The following is a 13,067-nucleotide window of genomic DNA, read 5'->3' as shown; positions in this document are numbered from 1 at the left end:
CCAGAAAGCAATCTCCTTGCCGTCGACTTTAGTCGACGGAATAAGAGAGAAAAGGAATAATTATTAATAAAAAATCATTCAATCATTCTTTTGATCGCCACAAACCGCTTGCTGTAATAAGCTGCATGGAGCAGGTCATACCGGATTCCGCCTTTCCAGGCCGAATGGATGAATTTGACATAACCGGGCGCTACTTCGGTGATGATGCCTACGTGCCCGATGCGCTTGCTTTTGGTACTCTGGCCTTTGAAGAAAATCAGGTCGCCGGGCTTGGCGTTGTCGAGCTCAACGGCTTGCCCGTGTTCTGCCTGTGCGGCGCTGGAATGCGGGAGCGTGATGTTCCATTGGTTGAAACAATACCGGACAAACCCCGAGCAATCAAAGCCTTTTCGGGACGAGCCGCCCGGGCGATAGGGGATATTCAAATGTTCGGTGGCGAAAGATACCAGCGACCGGATCGGATTTAAAGTGTCCGCAGAAGCCTCCCGGGGCCGGGGCGTCTGGGCAAAAGCACGGTTACTGAATGTAGTGGCGGCAAACGATAAAGCTAATAGTACGACCGAACGAATCAAAAAATGCATGAAATCAAAAAGCAGGTTCAGGACTTTAATTGGCCAGACAAGAGATTCTACTGTTTTCGGTTGTGAAAACCTCAGGTTTGTAAAGCTAACGACTTTTTCGCATTTGTCTTATTTTAATAAATCGTTAAAATTTGCAATTTTTTGTAAATCGTTGATTTACCAGTTTAAGGGTTACTTTCATTAAAGTAAAGGTTTAAGCCCCCTTTTTGCCTACTTTTGTGGCGGAATCAGGATAGCTTACTAATTAAAACGCTCAGATGAAAACTACCGACCGTTATCTCCAGCGCGGTGTATCGGCTTCAAAGGAAGATGTGCATAAGGCCATCGAAAAGATCGACAAAGGGCTTTATCCGAAGGCTTTTTGTAAAATAGTCCCGGACGCGCTCGCGGGCGATCCCGATTACTGCACGATCATGCACGCCGACGGGGCCGGTACCAAAACTTCCCTGGCGTATTTGTATTGGAAAGAAACAGGCGATATCTCCGTTTGGAAAGGCATTGCCCAGGATGCGATCGTGATGAATACCGACGACCTCCTGTGTGTGGGCGCAACCGGCCCGATGCTCTATTCCTCGACCATCGACCGCAACAAGAACCGCATTCCCGGCGAAGTGATCGCGGAGGTGATCAACGGGGCCGAGGAAGTGCTGGAAATGCTCCGCAGCTACGGCGTCGAGATTTACAGTACGGGCGGCGAAACGGCCGATGTCGGCGACCTGGTGCGGACGGTGACGGTGAACAGCACCGTCATAGCCCGGATGAAGCGCTCCGAGGTGGTGGATAACGCCCATATTCAGGCGGGAGACGTGATCGTCGGGCTGGCTTCTTACGGACAGGCTACTTACGAAAACGAATACAACGGAGGAATGGGTAGCAATGGCCTTACGTCCGCGAGACACGATATTTTAGGCAAATACCTTTCGAAATACACCGAAAGTTTTGACCCCGAAGTGAGCGACGATCTCATTTACAGCGGCAGCAAAAAACTGACCGATACAGTGGACGGTGCGCCGCTGAATGTGGGTAAACTGATCCTTTCGCCCACCCGTACATACGCGCCCGTGGCCAAAGCATTACTCGACGAACTGCGCCCGCAGATCCATGGCATGGTACATTGCAGCGGCGGGGCTCAGACAAAAATTCTACATTTTGTTGATAACCTTCACATTATCAAAGATAACCTGTTGCCTGTGCCGCCGCTTTTCAAGCTGATCCAGGCGGAAAGCGGAACGAGCTGGCAGGAAATGTATAAGGTGTTCAATATGGGACACAGGCTCGAAATTTACCTCCCCGAGGCACATGCCGCCCGGGTGATCGACATATCTGAATCGTTCGGGATCGATGCGCAGGTAATAGGCCGTGTAGAATCCTCGCAAGAAAAGAAACTCACTATCAGCAGCGGGTACGGCACATTTTATTACTGATCGGGTGTCAGGATTCAAATTGTTGAGCCTTCGGAAGTTACGCTTTCCGAAGGCTTTTTTTGTGGCCTGGATTTACAAAGCATGTGTCGGCATAACAATTGTAGTATGATTTCGCAAAAAAGGTAGAATTATCGTCACTTAATCAACTTGCGAAACATGAAACATATCAACCACTATAAAATACCACGGGCGTTTGTTCTGGTGTTTTGCTTCGTTCTGACGGCCACCTGCGCCTCCGCGCAAATTCCTGACGTAAAGATCAATCCCACGGCCGTAATCAGCGGATTGACCTCGGCCATGCAACTCGTACATGCGGGCGATGGCTCCAATCGTATCTTTATCGTCGAACGGGCCGGGACAGTCACGGTGTACAACCCTGGTGCGTTGACTACCCCCATCGAGTATTTGAACATGAACAGCGAAGGCCAGGTGGTTGGAACCACCGGCGAAGGAGGCTTGTTGAGTATCGCGTTTCATCCGGATTTTTTAACCAACGGCTTTTTGTATGCTTACTATACCGATACTGCCGGCGACCTGGTGCTGGCCCGGTACACTTCGGCTAATCCGTTGGGAAACATTGTGCCGGCCAACACGCGGGTTGAAATATTGAAAATCCCGCATCCGGTGAATAGTAACCACAACGGGGGTGAATTGCACTTCGGGTATGAGGACGATTACCTTTATTTGTCGACAGGTGACGGCGGTGCGGGTTATGACCCCGATATGAACGGCCAGAATACGAACAGTTTGTTAGGGAAAATATTACGTATCGATGTTAATCCACCCATCGGGTCAGGTTTGAACTACGTAATACCGCCCAGCAATCCATTTGGTAACGAAGTATTCGCCCTGGGTTTACGAAACCCTTTCCGGTGGAGTTTCGACCGTGAGAATTATGACATGTGGATAGGGGATGTAGGGCAGGACGAGCGGGAAGAGATCAATCACCGGACCGCCGGAACCGCTTCGGGTGCCAACTATGGCTGGCGATGTTTTGAAGGCGATATCCGCACTCCCGGCATCCCGCTTACCGAATGTCCGGACACGGCAGGTTATGTGAAGCCTATTTATACCTACGAAACGGGAAGCGCGAGGGGAAGGTCGGTTATCGGTGGCGTAGTGTACCGGGGAAGCGACTTTCCTGTTATGCAAGGGTACTACATTGGAATGGATTATTCGTCGGGCGATATTCATAAAATCAATTCGGATGGCTCCGTGAAGGAGTATGAAACGTCGACGTTCACGGGCGTCAGGGATATTGGTGAGGACGAGTCGGGTGAAATTTATGCCGTTACCGCCACAGCGGTTTATCGTATCGAGGCCGAAGATCCGCTGCCCGTAACGCTGGTAAGCTTTTCGGGGCTGCCGGCCACCGAAGGCGTGAAGCTTTCCTGGCAAACTTCCATGGAAAAGGACTTCAAAACCTTCGATGTCGAGTTTAGCCTCGACGCCCGCCGGTTCGAAAACGTCGGCTCGGTGGCCGGTGCCAATGCGTCGGGCGGGCGTAGTTATTCGTTCACCCACAGCACCACTGAGACGGGTGTCCTGTATTATCGTTTGAAAATGGTCGATACCGACGAAAGTTTCAGATACTCCAGAACGATTACGGTGAATACCGGCGATGTGCCCGTCGACGCTTTTGTCCGGCCGTCGCTCATTCACACCAATGAAATGAATGTGCTCATCGAAGAACCGTTTCAGACGCTGGAAATGGTGAATCCGGGTGGACAGGTGGTGCTAACGGAGAAGATAGACGGGCGAAGCGGGCCTGTGAGCATACCGTTGGGCAATACGGCCTCCGGCATTTACATCGTCCGCATGGCGGGAGCCGACCGGATATTGCAGCAACGGGTCCTGGTGTTAAGATAATGATGTTCAAAGCTGAACGGAATTGTTCGCAAGCGGACACCCGCCGGTTCTGATAGACACTGATTTCAGCAAAAAAAGGCCGTTTTCGACGGCCTTTTTTTGCTGGCAGGTTATTTATGAAATTAATACGGGACCGTTCGTTTTTAACATTCAACCTGCCCGGAACATGATCGGAAATTACTTCAAAACCGCCTATCGAAGCCTGCAAAAAAACAGATTGTACACGTGCATCAATCTGACCGGCCTTACGCTTGGCCTTGGCGTTGCCATTACGCTTTTCTGGATCGTCCGGTTCGAATACAGTTTCGATCGTTACCACGCCAAGGCCGACCGCATTTACCGCATCAAGTCGGTCGACAAGTTTGGCGAACCGCAGTCGCACGTGCATCAGACAATCATCAGAATGCTGAAAACGCAATTTCCGGGCGTCGAATCGGCGGCTAATTTTTACGGAATGAATCCCGCGGCGGTACAGGTCGGAACGGAGATTTTTCATCAGAACAACATCTTTTTCACGCAGCCGGAAATGCTTGAAATGCTCGATATCCGCTGGATAGCTGGCAACCCGAAACTGTCGCTGAGCGCGCCGGGACAGGTGGTGATTGACGAACAAACCGCTCAGAAGCTCTTCAAAGGTGATGCAATGGGCCGGACATTGCGCTACGATAACCAAAAAGTGCTGACCGTGACAGGCGTTATCGGTAACATGCCGGCAAATACCGAGTTTCCGATGGAAATGATCATTTCCTGGGAAACAATGAAACAAATCCAGCCTGACCTCGGGCAGGAGGACAAGTTGAGTGGTGGCGATTCCATGCACCAGGGTTTCGCATTGCTGAAACCGGGCGCGTCCACCGGGCCGATCAATACCGGATTGACACGCTTCACGAAAAGCCGGCAGGACGAAACCACGATCATCTCCTACGAGCTGCAACCGCTCGCCGACATGCATTTCGACACCAGCAAGGACCCTTTCAGGTACTCCATGCCGAAATGGATGCTTTATACCCTCACGAGCATCGGCATATTTCTCATTTTTATTGCCTGTATCAATTTCGTAAATCTGGCGACGGTCCAGGCGATCCAGCGCGGCCGCGAGGTGGCGGTGCGCAAGGTTTTGGGCAGCGGCAGACGGCAGCTCATTTTCCAGTTTTTTGGTGAAACCGGTATGCTTGTCCTGCTGGCCACATTGCTGGGCGCATTGCTGGCGGCACAGCTCGTTTCCTATTCATCGGAACTCCTGAATACGAGTATCGACAGTTCCAGGGTGTGGGGGCCGGAAACGTTCCTGTTCCTGGCGGGACTGGTGGTGATAGTTACTTTGTGTGCCGGATTTTACCCCGCGCTCGTATTGTCCGGTTTCCAGCCGGTGAGGGCATTGCAAAACCGTGTTGCACTGCCTGATGGCGGTATTTCGCTGCGATCGTCGTTGGTGGTAATGCAATTTGTGATTGCGCAGGTACTGGTTATTTGCACATTGCTGGCGATGAAACAAATCCGGTATTTTTATGAAAAAGACCTGGGTTTTGAGAAGAGTGGCATTGTTACCGTCAATATGCCCGACCGCAGTGGCGCCCTGCGTGAACGCTTCCGCCATCAGCTGAAACAATATCCGGAAATCCGGGAAGTTGCATTTGGCCTGACTACCCCCGCAAGCAAGAGAAACCACTGGTGGAGTACCGTAGAGCACGCCGGATTGCCCAATGGAGAGGCGACGTTCCGTGTGCAGCACGTGGATACCAACTATTTCAATTTTTTTCACATTCCGATGGTCGCGGGCCGTACGATTACCGTGGGGGACACGACCCGGAAGGTCAATGGCGAGTACACGGTGGATATTGTGGTGAATGAAAAGGCGACGCGTGACATGGGTTTCAAAAATCCGGAAAAAGCGCTCGGGCAACGTCTCAAATTCTGGGGTATGGAATCGACGATCATCGGTGTCGTAAAGGATTATCATTCCGAAGATTTGAAAAGCAAGCTGGTAGGGCATGTGTATTTTTACGCGACATGGAATTTCCAGCTCGCCAGTATCCGCATCGACAATTCGAAAAAGACCGAAGCATTGGCTCATATCGGTAAGCATTGGAAGGCCATATTCCCCAACCATTATTTCGACCCTAAATTTCTGGAAGACGACATCCGGAGCTTTTACGACAGTGAACGCAAGCTTTCCAATTTCCTCCAACTGTTTGCTGTACTGGGGATATTGATAGGCTCGCTGGGATTGTTCGGACTGGTGTCGTTTGTGGTAACCCAGCGTACCAAGGAAATAGGCGTAAGAAAAGTCCTGGGCGCGACGGTTTACAACATCGTGCAACTTCTTTCGCGTGATTTTCTAAGGCTGATGCTCATCTCGTTTATCATTGCCGCACCGATCGCCTGGCTTGCCATGCAGCGGTTTTTGAAAGAATACACCTATAAAATAGATATCAGCATATGGGTGTTCGTGCTGGCTGCTGCGCTCTCGGTGGGGGTTGCGTTGCTTACGGTGAGTTTCCAGAGTATCAAAGCTGCCCTGACCAACCCCGTGAAGAGCCTCAGGTCGGAGTGAGCGTGGATTCGGTCGCCTTCACACGCGTAGCTTTTTACGAAGCCATTGCCCTTTCCACAGCCACAGGCCCGAAAGGGCGATAACCGGCAGGAATACCAGTCGCACCGCCTGCGCGCCATAAGGCGAATCGGCCACGGGACCATATATGTAACCCACGACGGGAATGCTGAACACGATGTGTATCCAGCGGATGAGGACTCTTTCTGTGGAAGCTTTCATGACTTTTGACGGTTGGTTTTGCAGCAAAGGTAGCCGGCTTCCGTATCCGTAATTGCGAAAGTAGACCAAACCCCGATTTGTCGCGACGAGGCGGACATTTTGAGCTACTCCCTTAAAGCAAAACATTCCGGAAACAATGCTCCCGGAATGTCATCATTATATACAACCCTAAAACCCAATTTATAAAAGTCGGATACTGACAGAGCAAATATAATGGAAATAATCCATTAATTTGGATAAATTCCATTATATTTCATCGTTGGTCTTGTAGAATTTCCGTGACGCCGGTTTGGAACGATTATTGCGATTGTGTTGGCGTGCTGCATATGCAGTGCGTTCAAAAGCATCCATGATTAGCAACGTTCCATCTATCTAAATGAAAGCATTTCAACACACCGAGCCTGGTGGAGAATCAGGCCTGCCAGTCGATCGAAGACGTTTTTTTCACCAATCTGGGGCGGTTGTTTTGTCCACAGTACTCCTGACATCCTGCGATAACCTGCTCGATAAGATCATCCCGTCCAGAAAAGACGACCGGGATAAAACGCTCGCTTTTTTTGGCGACAGCCTTACCATCGGCATCGGAGCCAGTGAGCCGTACGGTAAATGGGTCGGCGACGCATTGCCCGGTCGACCGGTAGTTACCGACGGTATAAACGGGCAAATCGCGCTGTCGATCGCGATACGGCAGGGCGGTGTGCCTTTGACTATCTCCGTAGCCGGCGGCAAGTTCGACGGATCGCAACCATTGAGGGTGGCCAAACTGAACAATGAATTTCTTTCGACGCCCCTGAATGACAGGGTTTATACGCGCACGGGCACGCTCGTAGGCGTGAAATGCAGGATTACACGTACATTCACACCCGGCACCGGCGAGCAGTACACCGTGGAGCCGCTCGTGACGGACGAAGGGGATACGACTTCCCAAACACCCGCCGAGCCACCCCTCGATAAAGAGATTCCCGACGACTCGGTGTTCGAACTGGACGATGCCGTCAAACTGCGGACAGCGACACAAATCCTGTGGTATGGGCGGAACGACATCGGCGAATCGAAACCCGAAGAGGGAATTCTGGCGGCGATCAAAAGTTCGGTCGACTATATCGCGGAGCCGCGGCGGTACCTGGTGCTCGGCATACTGCCCGCTGTCGTTGAAATGAAAGGCACCGATGGCTACAATAAGGTTATGGCCTTCAACGATCGGCTGGCCTCATTGTATGGAAAAAACTACGTTCCGATGACACCCCCTACGGACGCTGAAATGAAAGCCATCGGATACACGCCGACAGAAAAAGACCTGACGAATATCGAACGCGGCAATTTCCCTTCGGGAATGCGGCCAGCCAATCCGACGGACGAAATTCACCTTAATAATTATGGTTATCAGATCATAGCCAACCGGATCGTCAGGAAAATCAAGGATTTGAAATATTAAATGTGCCCGGCTTATTCGCTTCCCAGGCTCTTGACAGGGTTCGCCAATGCGGCCCGTATCGATTGAAAGCTGACTGTCACCAGAGCTACGGCGATGGCGAGCAAGCCGGCCTGGACGAAGACCGTTGCGCTGATGCCGATCCGGTAAGGGTAATTTTGCAGCCATTTGTCGATGGCGTAGTAGGCAAGCGGGAATGCGAAAACGAATGAAATGCAGACCAGTTTCAGAAAGTCGGAGGTAAGCAGCTGCACAATACTGTTGACCGACGCTCCCAAAACTTTCCGTATGCCGATCTCCTTGTTGCGGCGCTCAGCAGCAAGTGTGGCCAGACCGAATAGCCCGATGCACGAAATGAAGATCGTGAGAACGGTGCCGAACTGCATGATCTGTTTCCACTTCGCCTCCGACTCGTAACGTTTCATATTCTCATCGTCCATAAACTGGTAAGAATACGGGCTGAGGGGAAACAGCCGGGCGAAAGTTTCGGCAATATGCCGGAGGCTGGCGGTTTCGGTGCCGGGCTTGATCTTGACGAAAAACCTCCCGTAAGGATTGCCGGGCCGCATTGTGAAGAGTTGCGGACCGATTTTCTCGCTCAAATCGGAATAGTGATAATCTTTCACGACTCCTATGACCGAACATTTGAAACCTTCATAGGGAAAGTCCACGATTTGCCCGATCGGGTTTTTCCAGCCCGCCTGCCTGACGAAGGCCTCGTTTACGAGCACTGCGTCCACCGTATCGGAGGGGAAAGCGGGTGAGAAATTGCGGCCTTTCACAACAGGCACCTGAATAGCAGGCAGGTATTCCGCGTCCACAGTTTCATAGGTAAAAGCCACCTCGGTACCGCCGTTCACTTTTGCGGAGGTGTTCCAGCGGCCCATATTTTTGGGCGCCACGGCGATCACGTTGGGATCTTTTCCCAGCTCCTGTTTGAGCAGTCGAACTTCGTCCCGCGTGAGATTGGACTTCTCGATACTGATCAGGTGCTCGTCGTTGTAGCCTAAATCTTTATTCATCAAATAATTGAACTGGGAGCTGATTGTAAGCGTGCCGATAATCAGGAAAGAAGCAATGGTAAATTGGATGACCACCAGTGAAGTTTGCAGGTAGTTTTTGCCTGAAAGTTGCAGGCGGTGATAAAGCGTTTTGACAGGATTATAACCAGACAATACCATTGCCGGGTAAAAGCCGGCCAGCAAGCCCGTAGCCAGAAACAGCCCAAGATAGCCAAGTACCAGGTAAATATCGAAAAGATAGGAAAGCGCCAGGGCCTTATTGGCAAGGTGGTTAAATGTGGGCAATGTGGCCTGTACAAGCACGAGCGCAAAAACGAATGCAATCGTACAGAGCAGGAAAGATTCGCCAAGGAACTGGACGATCAGTTGTGCACGGCCGCCTCCGACGACCTTACGGACACCGATTTCCTTCGCCCGCTTCAACGACCGGGCTACCGTCAGGTTTACGAAATTGATACAGGCGATGGCGAGTATAAACAGCGCTATGCCGGTGAGTATATACGATAGGTGCGGGTTGTTATGCCCCGCCAGACCGTTGTCGGAGGGCAATTCCCTGCTTAGGTGCATATCTGTAAAGGGTTGAAGGGTATATTGTTTTTTGTCCTTCATTCCGTATTTTTTAGCTACTTCCTTAATGGCTTCTTTGGCGTCCGCATTGTAAACCAGGTTCATTTTCCGCTCTACCTGGGCCACATCCGCGCCGGGAGCGAGCAGGACGAAGGTGTTCATGAAAGTGTTGAACCAGTTTGTGGCGCGGTGTATTTCGCTGGGGCCAATGACCATCGGGATAAGGACATCGAACTTAATGGATGAGTTTTGAGGCGATTTTCGTGCCACACCCGTGACGGTATACAGCTCAAAACGTGCGTCTTTGTCAAAGCTGTCCTTCATCAGGATTGTCTTCCCGAGGGCGTCCGTGCTGCCAAAATGTTTTTCAGCCATTTCTTCCGAAATCACTACCGATCTGGGCTCTTTCAATGCGGTTTTGGGGTCGCCGCTCGACAACGGAAAAGAGAAGACGGAAAAGAAGGAGGAATCGGTACGAAAGACCTCTGTGCTCTTGATTTCATTGCCTTTTTTAATATCGTTACGATGCCAGTGATAGCGCACGAACGCCCGGATTTCCGGCACACCGGCGGCAAATTTCGGTCCCGGCAGATAGCCCGTATTTCCCATTACGCCTACCTGCTTTCCCGCCGGGGATATGAATTTATTAGTGATCCGGTAAATATTCGGATTGTTGGCATGGAACTGATCAAAGCTTACCTCGTCTTTGGTATACAGCAATATCAGCATAGCGGCCGCCAGGCCAATGCTGAGGCCGACGACATTAACGAACGAATAGATCTTGTTGGAAGCCAGCGTGCGCCAGGCAATGGTGAAGTAGTTGCGGATCATATCGAAGCTGAATAGAAAAGTGGCTGGATAGGGGGGGGCTTTTTCTGCGGATATACCTGGGCTTGATGAAGCCTAATGCCTCACGCCAGTAATGCAGCCGGGCTTTTCGGGGTCCTATGCTGCGCGCCTGATAATGAAATTCTTCGTGCAGGTCGCCGAGAATGCTTTCGCGTAAATGCGGGGCGCATATCCGGCTAAGAAGCTTGTCGGCAAGCGCAGGTGGCGCAGGTGTTTCGGGAGTGTTCGGCTTCATAGGTCAACCGCGAGTTTAAATGGTTTTGCCAGTCTCGACCAGAGATTTTCCCGTACTTCCCGGACTTGCTGCAAGGTGCTCTCTCCATAGGCGGTCACCGAAAACAGCCGCTTCCGCCGCCCGCCGCGCTCCGCTGTCGGTTCGCTCATGTCCGATCGCACCATTCCTTTTTCTTCCAGTCGCTGCAGAGCGGAATGAACCTGGTTGAGCCGCACCGGCCGGCCGGTCTGTTCCGTAATTTCATGCGCAAGCACGACGCCATACGCCCGCCCGTCGAGTGCCGCTACGGTCAGTAATACGATTTCTTCAAATTCTCCGAGGTAAGCCCTGTTCATGGGTCAGTCATTAGTTCCATATTTGCTGATCAAATAGCTTGCCAGTGGCTCTGATTTTTTATAATATATTGATATTTAACAATTTAGATAATATGCTGGCCAGGCGAAGCTGTCCGTTTACGAACACCGGTTGTCCGGCTTATCATTTGAAACCGATCGCAGGGGAAGGAGAAAACGCCGTAATATCATGCTTTTCCGCATCGGAGAGGAGAGTAGCGGCCGGGGATTCCTGCTTTTAAATGAAAGAGAATCAAACCTGACCCCTGCCATGAAGTACACGTTCCCGCTATTTCTCTGTTTGATTTATGCGTTTGCCGCCGAGGCACAGGATAAAAAAGCGCCCGACAATGTGGTGATTCTATCGGGGAATGGAAAAACCCGGGTGTACACCAGTGAAAAAGGTGAATTGACGGTAAATGTTTCTTCACAAAACCTCAAAAAGTATAAAGCGGCCGGATCGGTACATTACAGCGATTTTGGTGCAAAAGGCGATGGTAAGACGGATGATATAGATGCTATCGCCGCGACCCATGCATTTGCCAATTCACACGGCCTGGCGGTGGAAGCCGACGACGGGGCTACGTATTACATCAGCGGAAAGGAGCGCACAGCCGTAATCCGCACCGACACGGATTTTGGCAAGGCAGCTTTCATCATCGACGACAGCGACGTTCAGAACCGCAACGCTTCCGTTTTTACGGTTAGCTCCAGTCTTGAACCTTTCAAACCGGAGGGGATAATTTCGCTCAAAAGAAACCAGGCGAAAATCAATGTGTCGTTGCCGGGGTCCTGCCTGATCACGGTGACGAATTCGAATGTAAAACAATACATCCGGTTCGGGCTCAATCAAAACAACGGTTCTTCACAGACGGACATTTTCGTCGTCGACAAAAACGGCAATGTGGACATGAATGCGCCGATCATCTGGGATTTTGACCGGATCACCGATATTACCGCGATGCCTATCGATGAAAAGCCGTTAAAAATCAGCGGCGGGCGTTTTACCACCATCGCCAACAAGGCCGAATCAAAGTACACCTATTATAACCGAAATATCGCCATCAGACGATCCAATGTGCTTTTGGAAGGATTGGAACACCGTATTACGGGCGAAGGGGACCAAGGCGCACCCTATTCGGGGTTCATCCATATCGGCGACTGTGCCTATGTAACGGTAAAGAATGCTATTCTTACCGGCCACCGTACGTACAGCACCATCGGCGCCGCAGGCAAGCCGGTAACGATGGGCACTTACGATCTTTCAGCCAACCGTGCGCTCAATGTATCGTTTATCCATTGTACACAGACCAACGACATTAACGACAACAGGTATTGGGGCATTTTCGGCTCGAACTTCTGCAAAAACCTTCTCTACGACCATTGTATCCTCTCGCGGTTCGACGCGCATCAGGGAGTTGCCAATGCAACGATCCGTAACTCGACGCTCGGGCATATGGGCATCAATGCCATTGGCAGCGGGCTGTTATTGGTGGAGAACTCGACTATCCGAGGCAGAAGCGTTGTTAACCTGCGTCCCGATTATGGCAGTACGTGGCAGGGAGAGCTTGGTGATCCGTAACTGCGTTTTCGTGCCGGCGAACGGCAAGCCCGTCAGTGCCTCGCTCATCAGCGGCGCTTATTCGGGGCAGCACGACTTTGGCTACACGTGCTACATGCCCGAACGGATCACCATCGAAAACCTCCGTATCGACGACTCCCGGCATCCCGAAAACTACCAGGGCCCTGCAATTTTCGCCGACTTCAACCCGGACATGACCGACAGTTCCTATCACGAAAAATTCCCTTATGTCAGAACCAGGGAAGTTATTCTCAGGAATATTACAACCGCTAGCGGCAAGGCGGTGAGGGTTAGCAGTAATGCTTTTATGTTTAAGGATGTGAAGGTCAACGTCAGCCAGTCCTCCACGAAATAGCAGGTTACTGATGCTCGGATAAGAGCACTACTGCTTGATAAATGCC

General features: G+C 51.2%; 11 protein-coding genes. 6 read left to right on the top strand and 5 right to left on the bottom strand.

The window, feature by feature from the left end:
* Window positions 1-74 precede the first annotated feature (74 nt).
* Window positions 75-581, bottom strand: a complete 507-nt coding sequence (locus ABV298_RS11945; protein ID WP_353722327.1) for a C40 family peptidase — start codon at window positions 579-581, stop codon at window positions 75-77.
* 257 nt (window positions 582-838) lie between these two features.
* Here ABV298_RS11945 and ABV298_RS11940 point away from each other — a divergent pair, with 257 nt between their 5' ends.
* The 3 genes from ABV298_RS11940 (at window position 839) to ABV298_RS11930 (ending at window position 6,428) form a co-directional block, all read left to right on the top strand.
* A complete protein-coding gene (locus tag ABV298_RS11940; RefSeq protein WP_353722326.1) occupies window positions 839-2,005 on the top strand; it encodes an AIR synthase-related protein in 1,167 nt (388 codons plus the stop codon).
* A 156-nt stretch (window positions 2,006-2,161) separates the two neighbouring features.
* The gene (locus tag ABV298_RS11935; protein WP_353722325.1) at window positions 2,162-3,874 is read left to right on the top strand and encodes a PQQ-dependent sugar dehydrogenase; all 1,713 of its coding nucleotides are present in this window, start codon (window positions 2,162-2,164) and stop codon (window positions 3,872-3,874) included.
* 166 nt (window positions 3,875-4,040) lie between these two features.
* The gene (locus tag ABV298_RS11930) at window positions 4,041-6,428 is read left to right on the top strand and encodes an ABC transporter permease (protein WP_353722324.1); all 2,388 of its coding nucleotides are present in this window, start codon (window positions 4,041-4,043) and stop codon (window positions 6,426-6,428) included.
* A gap of 18 nt (window positions 6,429-6,446) precedes the next feature.
* Here the strand turns inward: ABV298_RS11930 and ABV298_RS11925 are convergent, their stop codons facing one another.
* Complete coding sequence (locus ABV298_RS11925) at window positions 6,447-6,647, bottom strand: hypothetical protein (protein WP_353722323.1); 201 nt, start codon at window positions 6,645-6,647, stop codon at window positions 6,447-6,449.
* Window positions 6,648-7,113: 466 nt separating this feature from the next.
* On the opposite strand from ABV298_RS11925, the gene ABV298_RS11920 reads away from it, so the two are divergent.
* A complete protein-coding gene (locus ABV298_RS11920; RefSeq protein ID WP_353722322.1) occupies window positions 7,114-8,082 on the top strand; it encodes an SGNH/GDSL hydrolase family protein in 969 nt (322 codons plus the stop codon).
* 11 nt (window positions 8,083-8,093) lie between these two features.
* Here the strand turns inward: ABV298_RS11920 and ABV298_RS11915 are convergent, their stop codons facing one another.
* Genes ABV298_RS11915 through ABV298_RS11905 form a run of 3 tightly spaced genes read right to left on the bottom strand, consistent with a single transcriptional unit; the run spans window position 8,094 to window position 11,087 of the window.
* Window positions 8,094-10,499, bottom strand: coding sequence for an ABC transporter permease (locus ABV298_RS11915; protein ID WP_353722321.1), 2,406 nt, complete (start codon window positions 10,497-10,499; stop codon window positions 8,094-8,096).
* Window positions 10,432-10,752, bottom strand: coding sequence for a permease prefix domain 2-containing transporter (locus tag ABV298_RS11910; protein WP_353722320.1), 321 nt, complete (start codon window positions 10,750-10,752; stop codon window positions 10,432-10,434). The genes ABV298_RS11915 and ABV298_RS11910 overlap by 68 nt, the downstream gene beginning before the upstream one ends.
* Window positions 10,749-11,087 (bottom strand): helix-turn-helix transcriptional regulator, encoded by a 339-nt coding sequence (locus tag ABV298_RS11905; RefSeq protein ID WP_353722319.1) that lies wholly within the window; start codon window positions 11,085-11,087, stop codon window positions 10,749-10,751. Before ABV298_RS11905 ends, ABV298_RS11910 begins: the two co-directional genes overlap by 4 nt.
* A gap of 187 nt (window positions 11,088-11,274) precedes the next feature.
* Here ABV298_RS11905 and ABV298_RS11900 point away from each other — a divergent pair, with 187 nt between their 5' ends.
* Window positions 11,275-12,666: a hypothetical protein gene (locus tag ABV298_RS11900; protein WP_353722318.1), complete on the top strand. Its 1,392-nt coding sequence runs from the start codon at window positions 11,275-11,277 to the stop codon at window positions 12,664-12,666.
* Complete coding sequence (locus ABV298_RS11895; RefSeq protein WP_353722317.1) at window positions 12,629-13,021, top strand: hypothetical protein; 393 nt, start codon at window positions 12,629-12,631, stop codon at window positions 13,019-13,021. Before ABV298_RS11900 ends, ABV298_RS11895 begins: the two co-directional genes overlap by 38 nt.
* The last annotated feature ends 46 nt before the right edge of the window (window positions 13,022-13,067 follow it).

Source organism: Dyadobacter sp. 676 (assembly GCF_040448675.1).
GTDB lineage: Bacteria > Bacteroidota > Bacteroidia > Cytophagales > Spirosomataceae > Dyadobacter.
The sequence above is the reverse complement of the archived record's forward strand: the minus strand, read 5'-3'. Positions and strand labels throughout refer to the sequence as shown.

Excerpts from the sequence above, each read along its gene's own strand:
- ABV298_RS11945 (WP_353722327.1), bottom strand. The coding sequence starts at position 581 with ATGCATTTTTTGATTCGTTCGGTCGTACTATTAGCTTTATCGTTTGCC.
- ABV298_RS11940 (WP_353722326.1), top strand. The coding sequence starts at position 839 with ATGAAAACTACCGACCGTTATCTCCAGCGCGGTGTATCGGCTTCAAAG.
- ABV298_RS11935 (WP_353722325.1), top strand. The coding sequence starts at position 2,162 with ATGAAACATATCAACCACTATAAAATACCACGGGCGTTTGTTCTGGTG.
- ABV298_RS11930 (WP_353722324.1), top strand. The coding sequence starts at position 4,041 with ATGATCGGAAATTACTTCAAAACCGCCTATCGAAGCCTGCAAAAAAAC.
- ABV298_RS11925 (WP_353722323.1), bottom strand. The coding sequence starts at position 6,647 with ATGAAAGCTTCCACAGAAAGAGTCCTCATCCGCTGGATACACATCGTG.
- ABV298_RS11915 (WP_353722321.1), bottom strand. The coding sequence starts at position 10,499 with ATGATCCGCAACTACTTCACCATTGCCTGGCGCACGCTGGCTTCCAAC.
- ABV298_RS11910 (WP_353722320.1), bottom strand. The coding sequence starts at position 10,752 with ATGAAGCCGAACACTCCCGAAACACCTGCGCCACCTGCGCTTGCCGAC.
- ABV298_RS11905 (WP_353722319.1), bottom strand. The coding sequence starts at position 11,087 with ATGAACAGGGCTTACCTCGGAGAATTTGAAGAAATCGTATTACTGACC.
- ABV298_RS11900 (WP_353722318.1), top strand. The coding sequence starts at position 11,275 with ATGCTTTTCCGCATCGGAGAGGAGAGTAGCGGCCGGGGATTCCTGCTT.
- ABV298_RS11895 (WP_353722317.1), top strand. The coding sequence starts at position 12,629 with ATGGCAGTACGTGGCAGGGAGAGCTTGGTGATCCGTAACTGCGTTTTC.